Origin of the sequence: Paraburkholderia sp. GAS199, from assembly GCF_050436585.1 — a bacterium.
Lineage (GTDB): Bacteria > Pseudomonadota > Gammaproteobacteria > Burkholderiales > Burkholderiaceae > Paraburkholderia.
The window spans coordinates 338,391-359,480 of record NZ_JBNDMM010000003.1; the positions used below are offsets into that span (position 1 = coordinate 338,391).

General features: G+C 62.7%; 23 protein-coding genes and 1 pseudogene. 9 read left to right on the forward strand and 15 right to left on the reverse strand.

All coding sequences use genetic code 11. The annotated features are described in order from the left end of the window. Positions 1 to 39: 39 nt before the first annotated feature. Positions 40 to 1,254 (reverse strand): sensor histidine kinase, encoded by a 1,215-nt coding sequence (locus P3T18_RS13180; protein WP_429300365.1) that lies wholly within the window; start codon positions 1,252 to 1,254, stop codon positions 40 to 42. Positions 1,255 to 1,528: 274 nt separating this feature from the next. Between P3T18_RS13180 and P3T18_RS13185 the strand changes: the two genes are divergently transcribed. Then, a complete protein-coding gene (locus tag P3T18_RS13185; protein ID WP_429300366.1) occupies positions 1,529 to 1,885 on the forward strand; it encodes a response regulator in 357 nt (118 codons plus the stop codon). A gap of 173 nt (positions 1,886 to 2,058) precedes the next feature. Further along, entirely contained in the window at positions 2,059 to 3,249 is a 1,191-nt protein-coding gene (locus tag P3T18_RS13190; protein WP_429300367.1) for an acyltransferase family protein, read from the forward strand. Between the two features lie 37 nt (positions 3,250 to 3,286). Here the strand turns inward: P3T18_RS13190 and map are convergent, their stop codons facing one another. Then, a complete protein-coding gene (map, locus tag P3T18_RS13195) occupies positions 3,287 to 4,054 on the reverse strand; it encodes a type I methionyl aminopeptidase (protein ID WP_429300368.1) in 768 nt (255 codons plus the stop codon). Continuing rightward, complete coding sequence (locus tag P3T18_RS13200) at positions 4,051 to 4,263, reverse strand: ParD-like family protein (RefSeq protein WP_429300369.1); 213 nt, start codon at positions 4,261 to 4,263, stop codon at positions 4,051 to 4,053. Before P3T18_RS13200 ends, map begins: the two co-directional genes overlap by 4 nt. A 245-nt stretch (positions 4,264 to 4,508) precedes the next feature. Here P3T18_RS13200 and P3T18_RS13205 point away from each other — a divergent pair, with 245 nt between their 5' ends. Together P3T18_RS13205 and P3T18_RS13210 are read left to right on the forward strand one after the other, a co-directional pair. Then, a complete protein-coding gene (locus tag P3T18_RS13205; protein ID WP_429300370.1) occupies positions 4,509 to 5,069 on the forward strand; it encodes a hypothetical protein in 561 nt (186 codons plus the stop codon). Positions 5,070 to 5,135: 66 nt separating this feature from the next. Continuing rightward, a complete protein-coding gene (locus tag P3T18_RS13210; protein ID WP_429300371.1) occupies positions 5,136 to 6,374 on the forward strand; it encodes an MFS transporter in 1,239 nt (412 codons plus the stop codon). A 60-nt stretch (positions 6,375 to 6,434) separates the two neighbouring features. On the opposite strand, the pseudogene arsH reads toward P3T18_RS13210, so the two are convergent. From arsH to P3T18_RS13235, 5 genes and pseudogenes are all read right to left on the reverse strand, one after another. Next, a pseudogene (gene arsH / locus P3T18_RS13215) lies at positions 6,435 to 7,288 on the reverse strand (arsenical resistance protein ArsH). After that, positions 7,174 to 7,599, reverse strand: a complete 426-nt coding sequence (gene arsC / locus P3T18_RS13220) for an arsenate reductase (glutaredoxin) (protein ID WP_429300372.1) — start codon at positions 7,597 to 7,599, stop codon at positions 7,174 to 7,176. The pseudogene arsH and the gene arsC overlap by 115 nt, the downstream one beginning before the upstream one ends. Next, positions 7,596 to 8,681: an ACR3 family arsenite efflux transporter gene (gene arsB / locus P3T18_RS13225; RefSeq protein ID WP_429300373.1), complete on the reverse strand. Its 1,086-nt coding sequence runs from the start codon at positions 8,679 to 8,681 to the stop codon at positions 7,596 to 7,598. The genes arsC and arsB overlap by 4 nt, the downstream gene beginning before the upstream one ends. Positions 8,682 to 8,754: 73 nt before the next feature. Further along, on the reverse strand, positions 8,755 to 9,087 hold the full coding sequence (locus P3T18_RS13230) for an ArsR/SmtB family transcription factor (protein WP_429300374.1): 333 nt from the start codon (positions 9,085 to 9,087) through the stop codon (positions 8,755 to 8,757). Between the two features lie 92 nt (positions 9,088 to 9,179). After that, the gene (locus P3T18_RS13235) at positions 9,180 to 10,100 is read right to left on the reverse strand and encodes a LysR family transcriptional regulator (RefSeq protein WP_429300375.1); all 921 of its coding nucleotides are present in this window, start codon (positions 10,098 to 10,100) and stop codon (positions 9,180 to 9,182) included. A gap of 165 nt (positions 10,101 to 10,265) precedes the next feature. Here P3T18_RS13235 and P3T18_RS13240 point away from each other — a divergent pair, with 165 nt between their 5' ends. Beyond that, entirely contained in the window at positions 10,266 to 10,868 is a 603-nt protein-coding gene (locus tag P3T18_RS13240) for an NADPH-dependent F420 reductase (protein WP_429300376.1), read from the forward strand. Between the two features lie 3 nt (positions 10,869 to 10,871). Next, on the forward strand, positions 10,872 to 11,387 hold the full coding sequence (locus tag P3T18_RS13245) for an SRPBCC domain-containing protein (RefSeq protein ID WP_429300377.1): 516 nt from the start codon (positions 10,872 to 10,874) through the stop codon (positions 11,385 to 11,387). Positions 11,388 to 11,419: 32 nt separating this feature from the next. Here P3T18_RS13245 and P3T18_RS13250 read toward each other — a convergent pair whose 3' ends face one another. Next, positions 11,420 to 13,516 (reverse strand): pyridoxamine 5'-phosphate oxidase family protein, encoded by a 2,097-nt coding sequence (locus P3T18_RS13250; protein ID WP_429300378.1) that lies wholly within the window; start codon positions 13,514 to 13,516, stop codon positions 11,420 to 11,422. Between the two features lie 63 nt (positions 13,517 to 13,579). Continuing rightward, complete coding sequence (locus P3T18_RS13255; RefSeq protein ID WP_429300379.1) at positions 13,580 to 14,197, reverse strand: glutathione S-transferase family protein; 618 nt, start codon at positions 14,195 to 14,197, stop codon at positions 13,580 to 13,582. A 225-nt stretch (positions 14,198 to 14,422) separates the two neighbouring features. On the opposite strand from P3T18_RS13255, the gene P3T18_RS13260 reads away from it, so the two are divergent. After that, positions 14,423 to 15,310, forward strand: a complete 888-nt coding sequence (locus P3T18_RS13260; protein ID WP_429300380.1) for a LysR family transcriptional regulator — start codon at positions 14,423 to 14,425, stop codon at positions 15,308 to 15,310. A gap of 294 nt (positions 15,311 to 15,604) precedes the next feature. Beyond that, positions 15,605 to 16,456 carry an alpha/beta hydrolase gene (locus P3T18_RS13265; RefSeq protein ID WP_429300381.1) on the forward strand — a complete coding sequence of 284 codons (852 nt, stop codon included), beginning with the start codon at positions 15,605 to 15,607 and terminating at the stop codon, positions 16,454 to 16,456. 21 nt (positions 16,457 to 16,477) lie between these two features. Here P3T18_RS13265 and P3T18_RS13270 read toward each other — a convergent pair whose 3' ends face one another. Beyond that, complete coding sequence (locus P3T18_RS13270; RefSeq protein ID WP_429300382.1) at positions 16,478 to 17,056, reverse strand: TetR/AcrR family transcriptional regulator; 579 nt, start codon at positions 17,054 to 17,056, stop codon at positions 16,478 to 16,480. A 90-nt stretch (positions 17,057 to 17,146) separates the two neighbouring features. Here P3T18_RS13270 and P3T18_RS13275 point away from each other — a divergent pair, with 90 nt between their 5' ends. Then, positions 17,147 to 17,923 carry an SDR family NAD(P)-dependent oxidoreductase gene (locus P3T18_RS13275; protein ID WP_429300383.1) on the forward strand — a complete coding sequence of 259 codons (777 nt, stop codon included), beginning with the start codon at positions 17,147 to 17,149 and terminating at the stop codon, positions 17,921 to 17,923. Positions 17,924 to 17,994: 71 nt separating this feature from the next. Here the strand turns inward: P3T18_RS13275 and P3T18_RS13280 are convergent, their stop codons facing one another. From P3T18_RS13280 to P3T18_RS13295, 4 genes are all read right to left on the reverse strand, one after another. Continuing rightward, positions 17,995 to 18,477, reverse strand: coding sequence for a GNAT family N-acetyltransferase (locus tag P3T18_RS13280; protein WP_429301086.1), 483 nt, complete (start codon positions 18,475 to 18,477; stop codon positions 17,995 to 17,997). 81 nt (positions 18,478 to 18,558) lie between these two features. Further along, complete coding sequence (locus tag P3T18_RS13285; RefSeq protein WP_429300384.1) at positions 18,559 to 19,500, reverse strand: alpha/beta hydrolase; 942 nt, start codon at positions 19,498 to 19,500, stop codon at positions 18,559 to 18,561. After that, on the reverse strand, positions 19,493 to 19,987 hold the full coding sequence (locus tag P3T18_RS13290) for a thioesterase family protein (protein ID WP_429300385.1): 495 nt from the start codon (positions 19,985 to 19,987) through the stop codon (positions 19,493 to 19,495). Before P3T18_RS13290 ends, P3T18_RS13285 begins: the two co-directional genes overlap by 8 nt. An 87-nt stretch (positions 19,988 to 20,074) precedes the next feature. Next, a complete protein-coding gene (locus P3T18_RS13295; protein ID WP_429300386.1) occupies positions 20,075 to 21,040 on the reverse strand; it encodes an L-carnitine dehydrogenase in 966 nt (321 codons plus the stop codon). Positions 21,041 to 21,090 lie beyond the last annotated feature (50 nt).

Sequence of the window (21,090 nt, forward strand, 5' to 3'; positions counted from 1 at the left end):
TGCCGCGCGCCGAGTTGAACGGGCGCGGTCCGCAGCGCGTCAGCTCTCTTGCAGTGTCTGCGGGAAGCGGATCTCGAAGCGTGTGCCGACGCCCTCGCGCGAGACGAAATCGATCTGGCCGCCCAGCACGCGGCATAGCTCCTTGACGATCGCGAGGCCAAGGCCCGTGCCGGGAATGTCGTCGCCGGCCGCGCGCTCGAACTCGTCGAACACGCGATCGGCGTCCGACGAGGCGATCCCGACGCCGGTATCGGAGACATGAATCGACCAACGGTCGCTTCCCGATGCGACGAAAGCCAGTTCGATTTGCCCCGACTTCGTGTACTTGGTCGCGTTGGACAACAGATTCACCGCGATCTGCTTGAGCTTCAGCCGGTTCGACGTGACGTTGACCGGCTCACAATCGAAGCTGGCGCGAAACGCCAGACCCTTCGCCTCGATGGACGGCCGCGACGAAGCGACCAGTTCGTCGTAAAGCTCGCGCAAGTCCACCGGTTCGAGCTCCAGCGGCGCACCGTCGCCGAGCACGACGGAATACTCCACCATCTGCTCCACCAGCTGTTTCATGTCGGCCGCCTGGCGATTGGCCAGCGTGAGCGCCGTCTCCGCCTTGGCAGGTGCACGGGCGATCAGTTGCAGCGCGATCGAGAACGCGTTCAGGAAGTTGCGCAGGTCGTGCACCACGCTGCGCGTGATCTGCATGCGCGATTCGTAGAGATCGCCGACCAGACGCTGCTTCAAGGTCAGTTCGTGATTGGCGCGTTCGAGCCGCCCGGTGTATTCGTCGATCTTGCGGTCGCGTTCACTGACCACTTCGCGGATCGACGTGTGCGTCACCATGCTGAGCGCTTCCGCGATGAGGCGCCGGGCGCGTGCTTCGTGACGCCGCGTGAAGGTGTTGTCGCGGTCCGCGAATTCTTCGAGCGCATCGGCGAGCACCTGGTGGAAAAGATCCAGCTCGCGCACCAGTTCCTCGATCCGATAGCCCTGGCGAAAGCGCACCATGCCGTGTTTGCGGGCATTTTTTTCGATCGACGGTTCGAGCCGTTCGAGGTCTTCCACGTCGAGCGCGGCGCACATGCCGTCGAGAATTTCCGGCAGATGGTCGGCGAGCTGCTGGTAGGTGAGCTTGTCGGCTTCGACGAGGTCGGCGTCGCCGAACACGGCCTGCATCCATTGCTCGGTCAGACGCACGCGCTCCGCGCGCACGAAGTCGGCGAACTTGCGCAGTGGCCTGAGAGGGGTATCGGTCATCGTGGTGCTTGGGGTTGAAGTTTCTACAACCTGCATAGACTCGCGGCATGGCGGCCCGTCTGGACGAAAGACCGCCGGGTGCCGGTTTGCGACCCGGCTGCTGCGAGACTGAAGGCACCGAAAGGCGTCGGGCAGGCTATTTACATGTTCCGGTGGGCGGAAATCGTGCTGCCTGCTCAATCGTCTTGCATCATTATCGTCGCATTCGCGTTTTCTGGAACACGTCTTGCGTCGGATTAGGCAGATAACGAATACGTTTAACCCGGCGGCCCTGATGCACTCAATCTTGCTGGTGGACGACGAGCCGGAAATCCTGGCGGCGTGGCGCCTGATTCTTGAAAGCGAAGGTTACGAAGTGAACTGCGCAGCGAACGGCGCGGAAGCCGTGGCGCGCCTGTCGTCTGTCGTTCCCGACCTCATTATTACCGACTGGATGATGCCGAAGATGGACGGCGCCGAACTGTGCCGCCGCCTGAGAGCGATGCCCGAACTCGCGGACGTGCCCATTCTCGTGCACACCGCCGTGCCGCCGCTCGACAACAGCAAGAAAAACTGGGACGTATGCCTGCGCAAGCCGGTCGGCGCGCAGCGCTTTCTCGCGACCGTAGCGGAGTTGTGCAAGGAGCACTGAATCGCTTCGATCAGCGGTGAATCGCGTTAGATCAAAGCCGAAAGCTGCGCTGGTCATTCCCGCCAAATTACCCCGAACGAGCCGCCAACCGCTGAGGAAATGCCGCCAACCCCACAGTTCCGCTTTTTGCGGATGCTAGATTCACGTCATACCTAAAGCAGGGAGGCGGTTTCATGTCCACGGGGCTCAATCAGTCGGGCGGCGGCTTTCCCGCGTTGACGAGTATTCGCTTCCTCGCCGCGTTCGCGGTGGTCGTCTCCCACTACTACGAAAACGGCCTGCTGCCGTTGCCAACGTCCGTTTTCAATTTCATCGACGGCGGCCGGACCGCCGTTTCGCTGTTCTTCGTGCTGTCGGGCTTCATCCTGACGTTCACCTATCGCGACAAGATCGACCGCGACGGCGCCCGCATGTTTTACGAAGCGCGCTTTGCCCGCATCTACCCGATGATCCTGCTCGGCTTGCTGCTGTGCGTGCCGGTCGTGGTCTATCTGCTTTACACCGACAACGCCGCGTTGATGCTCAAGTGGTTCGCGCTGAAGAGTTCGATTTACATTTCGCTGGCCGCGAGCTTCGTCTGTCAGTTGCTACTGATCAACGGCTGGTTCCCTTTCTCGGCGATCAACCAGCCGTGGAACGGGCCGTCGGACAGTATCTCCTGCGAGATTTTCTTCTACCTGCTGTTCCCGCTGCTGTTGCGCCGGATGATGACGATGAAGGCCGCGCGCCTTCTGCTGACGTGCGTCGCGCTATGGATCGCGACCGGTATCTGGATCGTGATGCTCAACACTTTCCTGCCGATTTCGCGCAGCGGCTCGATGACGTATTCGCTGCCGCTGACACGGCTCTCGGAATTCGTGATGGGCATTGCGTCGGCGATCATCTGGTTGCGGCTTGCCGCGAGCGGCGTGTCGCAGCATGCCAAAGGCAAGGTGCTGGTGAGCGTCGCGCTCGTGGGCGTGGTGATTCTCAGCTTGTGGCGTCCCATCTCGCCCGACTTCTATTTGCAGTCGCCATTCTTCGCCATGCTGATTCTGGGCCTCGCCTTGCTGGAGAAACCGGTGTTCGGCATCCTGAGTTCGCGTCCGCTGGTGCGCTTGGGTGAAGCGAGCTATTCGCTTTACCTGACGCATTTGCCGATCGCACTCATCGCGCTGATGCTCGGCTTCGGGAAATCCAACGGCTGGATCGTGATGATTTTTTCGGTGCTCGCGAGTCTTGTTTTCTTCAAGTTCTACGAAGAGCCGATGCGCAAGCGCATCAAGATCCGTTTCGCGGAAATAGACAAGCGCAAGGCGCGCAACGCGACGGGGCAGGCTGCCGTCACGATGTCGAATCCGGGGGCGGGTATAACGCCGAATTGAGGGTGACGCGCATGGCGTGGCGGAAGGCGCCGGCTTGTTAGTTCGGCACGCTTTCTTCCGGCCGTAGCGTGAGGACGCGGACGCCGTTCCCGGTCACTGCGACCGTGTGCTCGAATTGCGCCGACAGTTGCCCATCGCGTGTGACCACGGTCCAGCCATCGCCTTCGGTTTGAACGGTAGGCCGACCCTGGTTGAGCATGGGTTCGATCGTGAACACCATGCCTTCCCGCAACAGCAAACCCGTTTTCGGCTTTCCCCAATGCAGCACTTGCGGATCTTCGTGCATTTCGCGGCCGATACCGTGTCCGCAATATTCCCGCACGACCGAGTAACCGTTTCTGCGCGCATGCCGTTCGATGGCGTGGCCGATGTCGCCGAGTCGCGCACCGGGGCGAACCGCCTTGATCCCTTTCCACATCGCTTCGTAGGTCACCTGCACAAGCCGTTTGGCGAGCGGCGACACCTCTCCGACCAGATAGGTTTTACTCGAATCCGCGATGAAGCCGTTTTTTTCCAGCGTGATGTCGAAATTGACGATATCGCCGCTTTGCAGCACGTCGTTGGGCGATGGAACACCGTGGCAGACCACCTCGTTGCGTGACGCGTTGAGCGCGTAAGCGTAGCCATACTGACCTTTGCTCGCGGGACGCGCGTCGAGTTCCTGCACGATGAAACGGTCGATCAGATCGTTGACCTGCATGGTCGTCATGCCGATCAGGCTCATCTGATTGAGATAGCCGAATACCTGCGCCAGCAATCGACCCGACTCCGCCATCAACTCGATTTCTTCGGGACGCTTGGTCATGTCAAAGCCACTTTGACAGCTTGCGCCACGACGCCCGCGGCGCGCAGTTCGCGCGTTGCGATCTCGTTGAAACTCAGCGTCGGGTTCATCTCGCACAGCATGCCGATCTTGATCCAGAAAGCCGCTTGCGCATTGATCGAGCGGCATGACACCGCGCTTGCCTTGCGTATCTGGTCGTGCAAATCGTCGTCGATATTTACGATGCCCACTTCATTCCTCGTGATTGGTTATATACGAAACGTATACGCATCATATATTCAAAGCGGCTGGCGGGACAAGTGCTTTGCGCGATCGGATCGGCCGTCGCGAGGCGATCCGCATTCCGGCGACGCAGCTTCACGGCCGGGCTGGAATTTTGCTGATGCACTCCTGACTGCGTTGCCTTCGGGGATGGAAGCCCGATAGCCCGAAGCAGCCGTCACCAGTTCCATCACCCCGAAAAAGGACTTGCAACATGCATTGGATCGATCCCGACAGCCTTCCCGAAACGCGCGGCAAGGTCACGCGCTTTCTTCTCAATCCGCACGGCGAACTCGACGGCTTCGTACTCGGCTCGCGTCAGATGCAACAGGTGCATTTCCCGCCGCATCTGTCGCGGCAAGTCGCGCGGCTCGTAGCCGTGGGCGACGCGGTGCGCGTGCGGGGTGTGAGAGCGCGCGGCGCGGACCTGATCGCGGCCGTGTCGATCACGCCGAAGAGCGGCAAGGTCATCCTCGACGAAGGTCCGCATCGTGACGGCGAGAAACATCACCGGCCCGAGGTCGAGCGCAGTCCGATGCAGGCGAGCGGCGAAGTGGTGCTGTCGCTGTTCGGTCCGAAGGGCGAATTGCGCGGCGCCTTGCTGGACGATGGCACGTCCTTGCGCATGCCGCCGCATGCCGCCTCCGGATTGACGTCGTACCTCACGCCGGGCGCGCATGTCCATGCATGGGGCCATGGCGTGCGGAACCGGCACGGGCGAACCATCGAAGTGGATGAGATCGCCGAACTGGTCGACGCAGAAACCGCTACCTGAAGCGCGCGCAGCAAAGAAGATAGCGAAGGGTGCGGGCGTGGTGTGAGCATGGACGGAGATCGATCGATGAATCCCCTGTACGCACTCGAAGGACTGAACTTCTTCATGGCCGATGTGCAGGCGGGCATCGGCCCGTTTCTCGGCGTCTTTCTGCAGTCGCAGGGCTGGCACCCGGACGCGATCGGCACCGTGATGACCCTGGGCGGCCTCGCCGGCATGCTCGCGACTTCGCCGGCCGGCGCGCTCGTCGACGCGACCCACTACAAGCGCAGCGTGATCGTCGCCGCCGGCGTGATGACGACGCTCGCCTCGCTCGTGCTGTGGGTGTCCCATACGTACTGGATGGTCGCGGCGTCGCAGATCGTCACGGCGGTGACGGGCGCCGCACTCGGTCCGGCAGTGGCGGGCGTGACGCTCGGCATGGTTCACGAGCGCGGCTTCGACAAACAGTTCGGCCGCAACCAGGTGGCCAACCACGCGGGCAACGTCGTCGCCGCGGCGCTGTCGGGATGGCTCGGCTGGCGCTATGGCTTCGGCGCGGTGTTCGCGCTCGCGGGCGTGTTCGGCGCGCTGACGGTCATCTCGACATTGCTGATCCGTCGCGACTCCATCGATCACGACCGCGCACGCGGCCTCGGCGCCGCGTCTTCCGCGCAGCAGCACGAGCAGGCCAGCGGATTTCGCGTGCTGCTGACATGCCGCCCGCTCCTGCTGTTGTCCGCCGCGCTGGCGATGTTTCATTTGGGCAATGCCGCGATGCTGCCGCTTTACGGCCTGGCCGTCGTGGCCGCGCACAAGGGCGACCCGAGCGCGTTCACGGCGCAGACAATCGTGGTGGCGCAACTCGTGATGGTGGTCGCGGCGTGCTTCGCGAACCGGTTGATTCAACGCGTCGGCTACTGGACTGTGATTCTCATCACGTTTCTTGCGTTGCCGCTGCGTGGCGTGGTCGCCGCGATGTTCATTTCGGCGTGGGGCGTCTGGCCTGTGCAGGCGCTCGACGGCATCGGCGCGGGACTGCAGAGTGTGGCCGTTCCCGCGCTGATCGTGCGGCTTTTGCAGGGCACCGGACGGGTCAACGTCGGACAAGGCGTAGTGATGACCTTGCAGGGCGCGGGCGCGGCGCTGAGTCCCGCGCTCGGTGGCGTGCTCGCGCAGCACTTCGGCTATACGGTGGCTTTTCTCGTGCTGGGAGCGGTGTCGATGGGCTCGCTTGGGCTGTGGCTGGTGTTTCGTGGCTCGCTGAAGAAGGCCTGTGGGGTTTGCGATGAATCGGCGGCCGCAGTATCCACTTCGCCGACGTGAGGTGGGGTGGTACTGGTCGTTCGCATTCCGGACATTGCAGCCATGGCCACGAGCCCACGTCTATTCGGTTTCGTTCTCGTCAGTGTCGCTATTGGCGGCAACCGTCTCGTGGTCCATCGCCGCAGCGGCGAGCTGTTCGGCGAGTTCAGGGTGAGCTTCCTTGCGTTCGCTATAGCGGTCGGTGAGGTAGGCCGAGCGGCTGCGCACCATTAACGTGAACTTGTACAGTTCTTCCATGACGTCGACCAGACGGTCATAGTAGGAAGACGGTTTCATCCGTCCTTCTGCATCGAACTCCTGCCACGCCTTCGCCACCGACGACTGGTTCGGAATCGTCACCATCCTCATCCATCGACCCAGCACGCGTAGAGCGTTCACCGCGTTGAACGACTGCGAGCCGCCACATACCTGCATGACTGCCAGGGTGCGGCCTTGCGTAGGACGCACGCCACCGCTCTCCAGCGGCAGCCAGTCGATCTGGTTCTTGAAAACGGCGGTGAGTGTGCCGTGACGTTCCGGACTACACCAGACATGGCCTTCCGACCACTCCGAGAGTTTGCGCAGTTCGACCACCTTGGGATGATCGGCAGGTCGTGCGGATCGAAGACGCGGGTATCGGCGCCGAAGTGACGCAGGATGCGCTCCGCTTCCAGCGTGAGCTGACGGCTGAACGACGTGGCGCGCAACGACCCGTAGAGCAGAAGAATTCGCGGCGCGTGCTGCAATTCGACGCCGGGCGAGAGCTTGTTCAGGTCGGGCGTATCGAGATGTGCAGCGCTGATGTTGGGCAGGTTGTCGATCACTTGTTCACTCTCCGGCCCGTGTTGTCGATCACGACTTCGCCGTATTCCTTGGTGAAAGGTTGGTTCAGTGCGTCGGGCAAGATGTCCAGGACGAGTTCCGAGGGACGGCACAGACGCACACCGTGAGGCGTGACGACAAACGGACGATTGATGAGTATCGGATGCGCTTGCATGGCGTCGAGCAATTGCTCGTCGCTGAGCGACGTGTCACCCAGCCCGAGTTCCGCGTACGGTGTCCCTTTCTCGCGCAGTGCCGCGCGTACCGTGAGACCCGCCCGCTCGATCAGCGCTTTCAGCGTGTCGCGATCCGGCGGCGTTTTCAGATATTCGATAACCAGAGGCTCGATGCCTGCATGGCGAATTATGGCCAGCGTGTTGCGAGACGTGCCGCAATCGGGGTTGTGATAGATCGTGACGGTCATGGCTTCTGTCCTTTGATTGCGTTACCTGCTTCGTACCAGTGCCGTGACCGGTTCACCACGCTGACCACGACCAGCATGACCGGAACTTCGATCAGTACACCTACCACGGTCGCGAGTGCCGCGCCCGACTGGAAACCGAAAAGACCGATGGCGGTGGCCACGGCAAGCTCGAAGAAGTTGCTCGCGCCGATAAGACTCGACGGACCCGCGACGCAATGCGCGACGCCCAGGCGACGATTGAGCAGATAAGCGAGACCGGAATTGAAAAACACCTGAATCAGGATCGGTACCGCCAGCAATGCGATAACGAGCGGTTCTCTAATGATGGCCTGTCCCTGAAACGCAAACAGCAGAATCAGGGTCGTCAGAAGCGCGCAAATGGAATACGGTCCGAGATGCGCAACGGTCCGTTGGAAACTCGCCTCGCCTTTGGCAAGCAGCCGCTTGCGCAGCACTTGTGCCAGTACGACCGGAACGATGATGTACAACACGACGGAGATAATCAGCGTGTCCCATGGCACGGTGATGGCCGACAGGCCGAGCAGCAGGGCGACCAGTGGAGCGAACGCCACGATCATGATCGAATCGTTCAGCGCGACCTGCGACAGCGTGAAATACGCGTCGCCCTTGCATAGTTGAGACCAGACAAACACCATCGCCGTGCACGGTGCGGCGGCGAGCAGGATCAGGCCGGCGATGTAACTGTCGAGTTGCGCGGCGGGCAGCCATGAAGCAAACACATGGCGAACGAAAATCCAGCCAAGTAGAGCCATCGAGAAAGGTTTGATCAGCCAGTTCACGAACAACGTGACGCCAATGCCTCGCCAATGACGCTTGACCTGAGTCATGGCGGTAAAGTCGATCTTGACCAGCATCGGAACGATCATCACCCAGATCAGAACGCCGACCGGAAGATTAACCTGCGCCACTTCCAGGCGCGCTATCGCGTGAAAGATTCCCGGAAATATCTGGCCGAGCAGAATGCCGCCGACAATGCAAAGTGCGACCCAAAGCGTCAGATAACGCTCGAAGGAACCGATCGCCGGACGAATGTCGTCGCTGGATGTGTCAACGGTGCTCATGAAATTCCTGGCGGACTTTAAACCAGCGCGGGTGCGCTGAAATGCTCGCTCGTGAAGCCGACAACACAGCGCTTCACGGAGTCTTCCCGCAGCAATCGGAGAGGTCGCTCGCGACACACGTTTCACCCGCACAGCAGTTCTCCGTCAGAAAACCAATCAGGCCTGTCATCGCGTCGAAATTGGCTGCGTAGTAGACGAACCTTCCATCCTGCCGTGGCTTGACCAGGTCGGCGTGGGTGAGATCTTTCAGATGGAACGACAGGCTCGACGGGGAGAGCCCAACCTGCTGCGCAATCTCACCGGCCGCCATGCCATCCGGACCGGCGACGACGAGCAGTCGGAACACGGCGAGACGAGATTCATGAGCGAGCGCACCGAGGGCGCGTACGACGAGATTTGAGTCCATGAACGGAACGATAAATGATCCGCTCCAACATTTCAAGAAATATTGAAATGACGTCGTTTGCTTGAGCCGGGTTGCAAGACGAGGCGCCGCCCCTACACCAACCGCCCGCCATCCGACTCCTTCCATAACCGCTTCAGGCAATCGACGAACCATTTGCCCGCTGGTCCGGGCGGCTGCGACGGCCGGTGATAAACCGACATCGTCAGCATCCAGCCGCTGGGCGGCATGTCGTCCACGTCGAGAACGGCCAGCGTGCCTTCGGCAATGTCTTTTTCGACCATGTGCAAGGGCATGCCGCCCCAGCCCACGCAGTCTTTGAGAAAGGCGTGTTTCGTCGAGAGATCCGCGAGACGCCAGGTCATGGCCGACGCTACGCCGAAGTCGCGGCCCGCCGTGAGATCGGATCGGTCGGTCAGCACCAGTTGGACATGCTTGGCCAGTTCGCGCCGGGGTATCCGATGCTTCACACTGGCGAGCGGGTGACATGCCGACGCGACGGCAATCAGCGGCACGTCGCCGATGCGCTCGCTCACCAGCGAAGGAAACGATTGCGGCAGCGGCGGCAATATCCCCAGACTGCAGCGGCCATCCAGCACGGGCTGATAGGCGGCGCCCAGTCCTTCGACGAAGAGGCGCAGCGGCGTCAGCGGAAACTTTTCCGCGAACGCCCTCGCGACGGCGCTCACCACTGCGGTCGGAAAGAAAACATCGACCACCACCGAGAGTTCGGCCTCGACGCCGGAGGTCATGAGTCTCGCGCGTGCCTTCAGCGTGTCCACGCCGGCGACGATGTTGCGTGCGTCGGCGAGCAGCAGCGCGCCCTCCGGCGTGAGCTTCGGAAAACGACCGGAGCGGTCGAACAATACGACTCCGGTCTGGTCTTCCAGGCCGCCGACCCAGCCGCTCACCGCCGACTGCACCCGGTTGAGCTTGCGGGCTGCCGCCGAGAAGCTGCCCTCGTCCACGGCGGCGATGAAGGTTCTCAGTTGATCCAGCGAAATCCCGTCCAGCATGGTGTTTCATCCATCTCAAAGATAGATGGATTGTATCTCGATATACCGGCTTCCCAGATGCATGAGGCGCTGCGATGATTTCCACCAACGCAGCGACATCGTCGTGAGGCGCAGCAGCGGCGCTTTACGGCTCCGTCGAGTCCATCCATTTATCCGGGAGGTTGTATGACCTGTTCCATCATCGGCAGCGGCAGCGTGGGCGCCGCGCTCGCCAGTCAGTTTGCCCGCAGCGGCATTGCGGTCGGCATCGCGAATACGCGCGGGCCGGCGTCGCTCGCTTCACTGGCCCATGCGCTGGGCGACAAGGTGACGCCCGTCACGCTTCAGAAGGCGCTCGAGGCCGACGTCATCATTCTCGCCGTGCCTTTCTGGGCACACCGCGACGTCGCGAAAGCGGTGTCGGACTGGCAAGACAAGATCGTCATCGACGCCACCAACGCGTATGGCGTGCCGTTGTCCGAACTGGACAACCAGCCTTCCTCGGCAATCGTGGCGAAGGCGTTTGCGGGCGCATCCCTCGTCAAGGCGTTCAATCATTTGCCCGCCAAAGTGCTCGCTGACAATCCCGCCAGCGCCGCTGGCCGTCGCGTGATTTTTCTGTCGAGCGACGACGAGTCTGCGAGCACGAAAGTGGCGGCGCTCGTCGAACGGCTCGGCTATGCGGCGGTCAGTCTCGGCAAGATCGCGGAGGGCGGTCAGCTCGTGCAGGCGCGCGACAAGCGCTGGGCGCCGCTGATTTTTCAGGACCTCTTCAGGAAGGAGCAATAAGCCATGTACGACCATGTCATCTGGCCGGAGCGCTACGATCCGAAAATATCCGCCATCTACGCGCTCAACGACATCGACGTGAAGGCGCCGCCCGAAGTGGTGTGGAAACTGCTCGTCGATGCGAAAAAATGGTCGGCGTATTTTCCGCCCGAGGACCAGGTCGAGATTCAGTCGGCCGAGCCGGAACTGGCATTGGGAACCCGCTATACACGCGTAACGGTCGGCTTCCCGATGAGCCTCGTGGTGACGGAATACGTGCCGAACCGCAGGCTCGCCTGGGCGACCACGGTCGATGGCGACGAGACCGGTTCCAGCGCGTACCACGGCTGGGTCATCACGCCGACCGACGAAGGTTGCCACTTGCTGACGGAAGAAACGCAGCAAGGGCCGTGGTTCCTCGACATGCTTGGACGGCAGCATCCCGGCGGCCTTTATCGTTATCACCAGGATTGGGTCGAGCGTCTCGCGCGCGCGGCGGAGGAGGTCGCGAAGAACGCTGCGGGTCGAAGCATCGCCTGACCCCTCACACCTCACCAAAAAAAACATGCTCATCAAAGATCGAGCGTCACCCCCTCTCTATCGAGCGAACCTTCGAGATGAGGGCCGGGATGCGGCGTAGCGCAGCAGATCAGCGCCTCACCCGGAACAATGTCGTGACCCGGCGGCTGGGCGTAATCGACCGTGCCGTCGAGTACTTTTGCCGAGCACGTGCCGCAAACTCCAACGCGGCAACTCGACAACGCGTTTATTCCACAGCTTTCTGCCAGGTCGAGCAGCGACCCGTGAGCGGGACGCCAGCGCGCCGTCTTTCCCGACCTGGCAAACTTCACGACGACGGATTCCTCCGCATCGTTATCCGTAGCAAGAGTTTCTCTACGACGCTTCACGGATGCAGGGCCGAAGCTCTCGAAATGAATCGACGAATCGCGCACACCTAAACCAGTTAGCCCGTCGTAGAGCGATTGCATGAATGCAGAGGGACCGCACAGGTAGAAGTGATAGTTGTCGAACGGCAGGATGGATTTCAGCAGTTCGATGTCCACCATACCCATACTTTCATGCTTGCCCAGAATCGCGTCGTCAGGAAGCGGTCGGCTGTAGCGGATGTACGGATGAAAATTGCTGGCGCGTGCCGCCTTGTCGTCGATAAACGCGCGGAACGCGTGGCTTGCCGGCGTTCTCGTGGCGTGCACGAAAAAGATCGGCGCGTGGTGGATGGTTCGTCCGTTATTGACGAGCAGCGTATCCACCATCGCAATCATCGGCGTGATGCCGACGCCGGCCGAAATGAGTACGACCGGTGTGCGCGCATCGACGTCGAAGACGAACGAGCCGCGCGGCGCCATGCCCTCGATCAGCGTGCCCACGGTTGCGTGGTCGTGGAGCCAGTCGGAGATGCCACCCGCACCTTCGCGTTTGACCGTGATGCGGTAACTCGATCCGCCGGACGCGCTCGACAGCGTGTATGTCCGGCTCGCCGCTTCGCTCCAGCCATCGGGCTGCACACGCACCGGCAGGAATTGTCCGGCCGAATAAGCGGCCAGCCCTCGGCCATCGGTGGGTTCGAGATAGAACGACCGGATCTGCGCGGTCTCTTCGACAACGCGCGCAACGCGAAACGGCCGCCATTCGTTTCGGTAGCGCTCGACCTCGAGCGTCTGCGCGACATCGCTCCAGCTGCCGGTCCGTGCGAGCAGCGGCGAATCTTCGGGAGGCGTGAAGTGGGCGGGCAGACTCGCCTCGACACGAATTACCTCGGTGACGTGATAGCGGACCAGCCGCTGCGCACCGGCGAACGCGCGCACCTCGGGGCCGTCCCAGATAATTTCGGCGGTGGCCGCGATATACACCAGGTCACCGCGCGCGAAGTCGATGAACAGCAGCCCTGCACGGTTGTCGAGCTGCCAGTTGCCGAGCGTGTTGAAGATGAAATTGCCGACGAAATCTGGCGCCGTGAGCGTCGTTTCATTGTCGACGCGAACGAAACCCGGCCGGCCTCCGCGATGAGAGACATCGGCGCCACGCGCGACACCGTCGCCTTCGCGCATGTTCGCGGACGCAATGAAGTAAGTGTCCGCGCTTCCGATCATGGCCTTCACTGTTGCGTCGATACGCTCATGACGGTGCACCGGCGTCGCTTCGCGCAGCGCCGGGTCACGGTGAAAGACCGGCTCGCGGCCTTGAATGTACTGAGGACAAATTCCCAGCGTCTGCCGCACGGCGATCGTGAATTCGCCGTCTTTCAGATCGGCCACGCTGCCGAAAAAGCGATTGCGACGACGCGTGTGGAGTTGAACGCCGAGCATGGCGATCTCGGCGCCGGTTCGCAGATTGTCGGCGAGCGGGTCGCCGTGGAGCGGCGTTGCTTTCACCTTGACCGTGGTCGTGTCGATTGCATCGAGAAAGCCGGTCTTGCCGAGCAGAATCGACGCCCACGGTCTTCCTTGTGCGTCGACCGATCCAACGAAAATATAGGGTAGTAGACCGAAGAATTCCCGGTGCTGTTCAGTGAGATATTCCCGCACGACCTGGCGGCCCGCCACGGCCATTTTCTCGCGTACGCCGACCCGTTCCTGCACGGCCAGTTCACCTTCATGGAAAGGCGATTGTTCCAGGCCCCAGCCCGGCGATGGTGGCGTATTCGACATGATGAGCTCGAGGTCGCGACGGGAAGACGCCCGGCAAGCAGCGGCTTCCCTGAGTTCGAAAGATCAGGCAGCAGCCCGCAGGCCGACCGCGTTGCGTGCGAAGGGCACGAAGCCGGGCAGTGCTTCGACACGCTTGAGCCACGCGTTGACATTGGCGTAGCCGGAAATGTCGACATTGCCTTCCGGCGCCGCCGTGATGTAGCTGTACAGCGCGACATCGGCGATGCTCGGCTGATCGAGCGCAATCCACTGACGGCCGTCGAGTTCCGCGTCGATGAGCTTCAGGATGTCGTGGGAACGCTTGATGACTTCGTCCGCATTCAGCTTCGCGCCGAACAGGGTGATGAGGCGCGCGGCCGAAGGGCCATAGGCGATTTCTCCGGACGCCACCGAGAGCCAGCGATGCACGCGTGCTGCACCCAGCGCGTCTTCAGGGAGCCACGCACCGTGGCCGAATTTTTTGGCGAGATACACGAGGATGGCGGCCGAGTCGGCGAGCACCGCGCCGTTTTCTTCGAGAACCGGCAGTTGGCCGAAGCGATTCAGTTTGAGGAACTCGGACTTCTTGTGTTCGCCGGCCGCGAGCGACACGTTGACGATTTCAACCGGCTTGCCAAGAAGCGACAGGAAAAGCTGCACGCGATGCGAGTGGCCCGACAATGCGTCGTAATAGAGTTTCATGTGTTCAACCTCGGTTAGCCTGGGCGGCCAGTCCGCTCAGATGAACGAAGCGTAAAGACACACGCGCCCGAACAGAACGCCAATCGGGCTGAATAGACTCTTCCGTTTTTTCGAATGGTGGCGCGGAATCCGGCACGATCGGCTCGTATATCATCCAGCGAACAGAATACTGAGCGCGCGCCGGCTGAGTACGACAAGGGGAATATCATCGATCGCTTACACGCCATGACGGTCTTCGTGAAGGTTGCCGAAGCGGGCGGCTTTGCGGGCGCGGCCCGTCAACTGAACGCCAGCCCGCCGACCGTGACCCGCACCATCGCGTTGCTCGAAGAGACGCTCGGCGCGCGCCTGTTCGTCAGAACGACGCGGTCGATCAAGCTCACCGACATCGGCGAGCGCTATCTCGACGACTGCCGCCGCATCATCGCGGAAGTGCAGCAAGCCGAAGCGGCCGCTTCCGGCTCGTATGCGGCACCCACCGGGACGCTCACGGTGTCGGCGCCGGTACTGTTCGGCCGCATGCACGTGCTGCCCATTCTCAACGCGTTTCTCGAACGTCATCCCAAGTTGATCGGGCACGCGCTGTTCGTCGACCGCATGACGAACCTGGTCGAAGAGGGGATCGACGTCGCGGTTCGCATCGGCCATCTGCCGGACGCGAGTTATGTCGCGCGGACGGTCGGCGCCGTGCGGCGTGTCGTCTGCGCCGCGCCGGATTACTGGCGGCGTCATGGCGTGCCGCAGAGCCCCGATGACCTGTCTCGTCATCGGATCATCGGTTCGACGGCGGCCTGGTCCGCGTTCGAGTGGCGCTTTGGAGCCGCGAGCGACATCGTGGCGCGGCTGAGCCCGGTCTTGTCGTGCAATACGAACGACGCCGCGATTGCAGCCGCCGAGTCGGGCATGGGCGTGACGCGCGTCCCTGCGTATCAGATCGCGGCGCAACTCCAGTCCGGCGCATTGCAAACAGTGCTGGACGAGTTCGAAGAACCGCCCATGCCCGTGCATGTCGTCTACGCCGAGCGGCTTCACACGCCAGCGAAGATTCGAGGCTTTATCGATCTGGCGGTCGAGCGGCTGAGAAGCGAGTTCGGCACCGGCGACTGGGCGTGATCGTTATCTTTAGCGCGAGCACACACGCGAGCACGTGCGCGAGCAGAAGCACGATGTTCCGGAGTGCACACTGAAAACCTATGTCGCTGCCGGTCGACGCGATGCATCTGCCCATTTCGCATAACTGCCAAAAAAAACGGAAATAAACGGAAACAAACGGAAACAAACTGACGGGATCGTAGGCCGAACTGAAATTTGGTTGTAAGTCGCTATTGCTAGAGTCGTCCGAGCAATTTTCCACCGGAAGCCAGACGGTGTTTCCGAGCACACGCGAACAGTGGGAGAGCGACAACCATGAACATAGCTCGTGCCTGTTGGCTCATTCTGACGCTGCTTTTTACGGCCCCGGCCTGGGCTTTCCAGACGCGGGTGGTGACCATTCCCAGCGCGGCAATGCATAAGTCGTTCGAGGCGACGGTCGTGCTGCCCGATCAGTACAGCCACGGCAAGGCGGCCGACCGCTTTCCGGTGGTCTATCTGCTGCACGGTTCGGGCGGCGACTACACCGACTGGACCTCGAATTCGCAGATCGGCAGACTGGCCGACCGTTATCACATGATTCTCGTGATGCCCGACGGTGGTCACGAAAGCTGGTACATCGACAGTCCGGTCGACCCGCGCAGCCTGTACGAAACCTACGTGGGCACGGAAGTGGTCGCGTATGTCGACATGCATTTCCGCACGGTGGCGACCCGTCAGGCGCGTGCCATCACTGGTCTGAGCATGGGCGGCTTCGGCGCGCTGCATATCGCGCTGGATCGCCCGGACGCGTTCGGCGCGGCGGGCAGCATCAGCGGCGCGGTCGATCCGCGCGGTTGCGAGGACGAACCCGGCATCGATCAGGTATTCGGCGATCCCGCGCGCCATGCCGACTTCTGGAACAACGAAGCGATCGTCGCGAACGCGCGCAATTTCGGCAACGCCCACATTGCGCTGACCATCGACTGCGGCGTGAACGACTCGCTCGTCCAGTCCAACCGCATGCTGCATGCGCGGCTCGTCGAACTGGGCGTGCCGCACGACTACGCGGAACGGCCGGGCGGCCACACCTGGAAGTACTGGTCGAACGCGGTGCAGTATCAGGTGCTGTTCTTCGCCAGTTCGTTCAAGCGCAACGGAGCCTACGGCCAAAGCGCCCAGACCTGAGTTTCTATTCGCCGGGTTGTTTCAAGACGCGCTGTCGCGCTCCTGCGTGACGATCAGATCCAGCGCGCCGGAGAGAATCGAACCGGCGAGTTCTTCGGTGTCGACCACACGCGCCAGCGTGATCGCGCCGACGATGGTCGCCACGATGCCGAGCGCCATCTTCTCGTCGCGTCCCGCCAGCGTTCCAGCAATCCGCGCGGCCAGCGCGTGCACATAGCGGGTCAGTTGCTCGCGAACTTCCGGCCCCGCATGGCGCGCTTCACCGGCCAGCGCGCACAAGGCGCAGCCGGCGCCCGGATTGCCGACGTGATTCGCGTTGAGAAAAAACTCTCCCAGCGCCCGCAGCGGCGCCTTCCCGTCAAAACTTTCGTCGAACGCGATCATGCGCTTCTGGCTTTGCGCGACCGCGTACTCCAACGCCTCGACGATCAGCGCGTCACGCGATGAAAAGTGGCCGTAGAACGCGCCGTGCGTGAGTCCCGCGCTACGCATGCAGTCCGCCACGCCGAGCGCCTCGATGCCGTTCTCACGAATCTGCCGCGACGCTGTTTCCAGCACGCGCTGCTTGCTTTCCGCTTTCTGTGCCTGTGAGTAACCCATCGCTTATCCGCCCTTGACAATCTGCATGATGCGAATAATACTGAAAATGTGCATGACGATCAACATACAGATTTTTCAAGGAGTAGCACGATGCGTTTCGAAGGAAAAACGGCCCTGGTCACGGGCGGCAACAGCGGGATTGGGTTTGTCACGGCAAAAATGCTGATTGCCGAAGGCGCGCGGGTGGCGATCACCGGGCGCGATCGCGCCAAGCTGGATCAGGCGGTAGCCGAACTGGGACCGAACGCGCTGGGTCTGCAAGCGGACCTGAACGACGAAGCGGCCATCGATCCCGTGTTCAAGCAAATCGGCGAGGCGTTCGGGGCGCTGGATATCGTCTTCGCCAATGCCGGCATCTCCGGACCGACGCCGCTCGGCGGCACCACCGCAGCGGCATTCGACGCGATTCTCCGCACCAATCTGACAGCCGTGTTTCTGACCGTCCAGGGCGCGTTGCCGCTGATGAAAGCGGGCGGCGCGATCGTGCTGAACGGCTCGGTGATGCGCGAACTCGGCGCGCCGGGAACGGCCGCGTATTCCGCCACCAAGGCCGGCGTCACCGGCATGGCGAAGGTTTTTGCGGCCGAACTGGTGCAGCGTGGCATTCGCGTGAACACGGTGATTCCGGGCGGCACCCGCACGCCGATCTGGACGCGTGGTGCGCGTGAAGGCGCGACGCTCGACGGCACCGAACAGATGCTCGCGCCGCGGGTGCCCTTCGCCCGGTTCGCCACGCCTGAAGAAGTCGCGGCGGCGGTGCTGTTCCTCGCCTCGGGCGACGCCTCGGGCATGACGGCGGCCGAGATTGTCGTGGACGGCGGCACGATCGGCGCGCCGTGGGGCGCGCCGCTGTTTCGCCAGGGCTGAAGCCGGCGCGTCGCGCTAGCGGCGAGAGGCCGGCGAGCGCGCGCGGGTGGTATGCCTGCGCGCCGCTCGGTTCATGCCGGTTCGAACCGGTCGAGGTCGAGTTCGAGAAATTTCGTGCCCTCGATCGGATTGAAAACATAAGCCGGTATCGGCTCGAAACCGAGCGATGCATAGAGTTGCATCGCGGCCGTCATAGTCGGCAGCGTGTCCAGCCGGATACGCGTGTAGCCGGCGTCTTTGGCAAGCCGGCAAATGCGTGTTGCGAGGGCACGGCCGAGTTGCTGGCCGCGTCCCTCGGGGCGAAGATACAGCCGCTTCATCTCGCAGACGGTGTCGTCGAGCGGACGCATGGCGACGCAGCCCACCGCTTGCGCATCCTGCCAGGCAAGCAGGACGCGTCCGCGCGGCGCGGCGAATTTGCCGGGCAATTGCGCGAGTTCCGTTTCGAAATCCTGGAAGCCCAGATCGATGCCGAGCGAGTCGGCGTAGTCGCGGAAGATGGCGCGCACGGTGGCGACCTGTTCCGGAAATTGCGCTTCGACGATTTCCACCATGTGTGCCGTTCCCTGATGTGCCGACGCGAGTGCCGACATGTTGTTCATCGGCACAGCGTAGCATCGCGAATCACCTCGGCGTCACGTCTGCGTCACATGGGCGCGCAAAAAGCCGCACACCTCCCGATGCAATGCCAGCGCGCCGGGGCTCATGTCCAGCGCGCGCCAGCAGCCGTGCACGAGGCCGGCGGCGATCCACAGACGAGCGTCGCCGCCCGCGGCTGTCATGCGTTCGACGAACACGCGGGCGTCGTCGCGCAACGGATCGTGCTCGACGCCGATGGCCAGCGTGGGCGGCAGGCCGTCGTAGCGATCCGCTTCGAGTGGAATCGTCCAGGTGGGATAGGGCCGCTCTTTACCCCAGTACAGATCGCTGAAACCGTGCACGTTGGCGAGCGTCAGCATGGGCGCGTGCGCTTCGGTATCGCGCGCGGGTTTCTGCGGGTCGGTGCCGAGCATCGGGTAGACCAGCGCGAGGCCGCTCACGCCTGCTATGCCTTCGTCGCGCAAACGCAGCGCGACGCCGGCGGCGAGCGTGGCGCCGGCGCTGTCGCCCGCCAGTTGCAGCGTGCCGGTCGACAGCGAATCGAATGGCAACGCATGCCGGAGCGCGGCCATGGTGACTTCCAGACAATCGTCGTGAGCGGCCGGCGCGGGATGTTCGGGCGCGAGACGGTAGTCCACGGCGACGATGTCCAGACCCGTATCTGCGGCAAGCCGCGCCGTGACGGGCTGGTGGCTTTGCAGCGAGCCAAGCACGAAGCCGCCGCCGTGAAAATACAGCACGGTGCCACGCGCGAGCCCCGCAGCCGCCGTATTGCGATACAGACGCAGACCGATGGCATGGCCCGCGCGCGACTCGAATACCGCATCTTGCGTGCTCACGTTGGCCGGCATCTGCGGCGCGAGCGCTGCCGTGTAGCGTTCGTAAAGCTCACGCTGTTCGGGCGGCGACAGCGGCGTGGTGTGCGAATAGATCGCGGCCGTGCGCTCGACGAATGCGGCAATCTCCGGCTCAAGCATGTTCGCCTCCCGTCGGCGATCGTTTGGCGGGCAGGCCGATGACGCGCCCCGCGAATCGCGGCGGCGGCAACGCGGTCTGGGCTTCGACGAGCGCGCTCAGGCTGACGGCGACGTCGGGGTCGAACGCCGCGCCGCGCGGTCCGGTCGTGTCGACGTGCAGCAGCATCTGCTCGCCGGCGGACACCGGGTCGGCGTTGCCTTCGGTGAACATTTCGAGGTAAAGATGGATGCGTTTCGCGTCGTGCGCAAGGATGCGCATATCGACGCGAACCTGCGCGCCTTCCTTGATCTCGTGCAGATAGCTTACGTGCGCCTCCAGCGTGTAGATCGAGCGGTGCCGTGCCTCGCGCACAGTGTCGGGCAGACCGATCCGGTCGATCAGGGCGTCTGTTGCGAAGCTGAAAATCAGCATGTAAAACGCGTCGCGCAGGTGACCGTTGTAGTCGACCCACTCGGCGCGTACGGTGTCGCGATAGCTGGGCAGCAAGGCGTCTCCTCTCAGTCGTGCTGAACGGTGCAATATGTGCAACTGTCGGCGGCCATATCTGAACGCCGCCGTCGTGCTGCGATCATGTTACTCGGACGGCAACATGCCATGCCGTGCCTTGGCCTCGCCGATCGCGGCCAGCACGCTCGTGATGCAGTCGTCGCGGTAACGTTCGAGCTGCTTGATCGAGCGCGCGCCGACCTGCTCGGCCGTGCCGTCCACCACGCGGTCGATCAGTGCGTCGGTGAGCCTGGGCGCTACCAGTTTAGTCCACGGCAGTTCGAGCGCGGGGCCGAACTGCTGCATGAAATGACGCATGCCGGCGTCGCCGCCCGCCAGTGTGTAGGTCAGAAACGTGCCCATGAAGGACCAGCGGATGCCGGCGCCGAAGCGGATTGCGTCGTCGATCTCGCCGGTGGTCGCCACGCCTTCGTCGACCAGATGCAGTGCTTCGCGCCACAAAGCTTCGAGCAGACGGTCGGCGATGAAGCCCGGGACTTCCTTGCGCACGTGCAGCGGCCGCATCGACAGTGAACGGTAGATCTGCAGCGCGGCGTCGAGGGTGCCGGGCGCGGTGCGCTCGCCGCCGAGCACTTCCACGAGCGGCAGCAGATACACCGGATTGAACGGATGCCCGACGATGCAGCGTTGCGGATGCAGCGCACGCGCGTAAAAATCGCTCGGCAGTAGACCCGAGGTGGACGACGCGATGATCGCGTCCGGTTTCGCCGCCCGGCTGATCTGCTCGTGCAGTTCGAGCTTCAGTGATTCGCGCTCGGGCGCGCTTTCCTGAATGAAGTCCGCGTTCCCGACGCAGGCTTCGATGGTGTCCACGAAACGCAGGCGTTGCGGCGACGCACCTTCGGCAAGCCCGATACGTTGCAGCGCCGGCCATGCGTTGGCGATGTTCTCGCGCAGTTGCTTTTCCGCGCCCGGCGCGGGGTCCCACGCGATCACGTCGAGTCCGTGGGCGAGCGCGCGCGCCACCCAGCCGCTGCCGATGACACCCACGCCGATCGCGGCGAAGGTTTTGATATCGACGATCACTGTCATGTCTGACGATCCTTTGACCTGAAAAATTGGACGATGCCGCCGGCGCGCAC

Excerpts from the sequence above, each read along its gene's own strand:
- P3T18_RS13245 (WP_429300377.1), top strand. The coding sequence starts at position 10,872 with ATGTACGACCATGTCATCTGGCCGGAGCGCTACGATCCGAAAATATCC.
- P3T18_RS13265 (WP_429300381.1), top strand. The coding sequence starts at position 15,605 with ATGAACATAGCTCGTGCCTGTTGGCTCATTCTGACGCTGCTTTTTACG.
- P3T18_RS13285 (WP_429300384.1), bottom strand. The coding sequence starts at position 19,500 with ATGCTTGAGCCGGAGATTGCCGCATTCGTCGAGCGCACGGCCGCGATC.
- arsB (WP_429300373.1), bottom strand. The coding sequence starts at position 8,681 with ATGAGCACCGTTGACACATCCAGCGACGACATTCGTCCGGCGATCGGT.
- P3T18_RS13270 (WP_429300382.1), bottom strand. The coding sequence starts at position 17,056 with ATGGGTTACTCACAGGCACAGAAAGCGGAAAGCAAGCAGCGCGTGCTG.
- P3T18_RS13250 (WP_429300378.1), bottom strand. The coding sequence starts at position 13,516 with ATGTCGAATACGCCACCATCGCCGGGCTGGGGCCTGGAACAATCGCCT.
- P3T18_RS13255 (WP_429300379.1), bottom strand. The coding sequence starts at position 14,197 with ATGAAACTCTATTACGACGCATTGTCGGGCCACTCGCATCGCGTGCAG.
- P3T18_RS13240 (WP_429300376.1), top strand. The coding sequence starts at position 10,266 with ATGACCTGTTCCATCATCGGCAGCGGCAGCGTGGGCGCCGCGCTCGCC.
- arsC (WP_429300372.1), bottom strand. The coding sequence starts at position 7,599 with ATGACCGTCACGATCTATCACAACCCCGATTGCGGCACGTCTCGCAAC.
- P3T18_RS13235 (WP_429300375.1), bottom strand. The coding sequence starts at position 10,100 with ATGCTGGACGGGATTTCGCTGGATCAACTGAGAACCTTCATCGCCGCC.
- P3T18_RS13190 (WP_429300367.1), top strand. The coding sequence starts at position 2,059 with ATGTCCACGGGGCTCAATCAGTCGGGCGGCGGCTTTCCCGCGTTGACG.
- P3T18_RS13260 (WP_429300380.1), top strand. The coding sequence starts at position 14,423 with ATGACGGTCTTCGTGAAGGTTGCCGAAGCGGGCGGCTTTGCGGGCGCG.
- map (WP_429300368.1), bottom strand. The coding sequence starts at position 4,054 with ATGACCAAGCGTCCCGAAGAAATCGAGTTGATGGCGGAGTCGGGTCGA.
- P3T18_RS13275 (WP_429300383.1), top strand. The coding sequence starts at position 17,147 with ATGCGTTTCGAAGGAAAAACGGCCCTGGTCACGGGCGGCAACAGCGGG.
- P3T18_RS13295 (WP_429300386.1), bottom strand. The coding sequence starts at position 21,040 with ATGACAGTGATCGTCGATATCAAAACCTTCGCCGCGATCGGCGTGGGT.
- P3T18_RS13280 (WP_429301086.1), bottom strand. The coding sequence starts at position 18,477 with ATGGTGGAAATCGTCGAAGCGCAATTTCCGGAACAGGTCGCCACCGTG.
- P3T18_RS13230 (WP_429300374.1), bottom strand. The coding sequence starts at position 9,087 with ATGGACTCAAATCTCGTCGTACGCGCCCTCGGTGCGCTCGCTCATGAA.
- P3T18_RS13180 (WP_429300365.1), bottom strand. The coding sequence starts at position 1,254 with ATGACCGATACCCCTCTCAGGCCACTGCGCAAGTTCGCCGACTTCGTG.
- P3T18_RS13205 (WP_429300370.1), top strand. The coding sequence starts at position 4,509 with ATGCATTGGATCGATCCCGACAGCCTTCCCGAAACGCGCGGCAAGGTC.
- P3T18_RS13185 (WP_429300366.1), top strand. The coding sequence starts at position 1,529 with ATGCACTCAATCTTGCTGGTGGACGACGAGCCGGAAATCCTGGCGGCG.
- P3T18_RS13210 (WP_429300371.1), top strand. The coding sequence starts at position 5,136 with ATGAATCCCCTGTACGCACTCGAAGGACTGAACTTCTTCATGGCCGAT.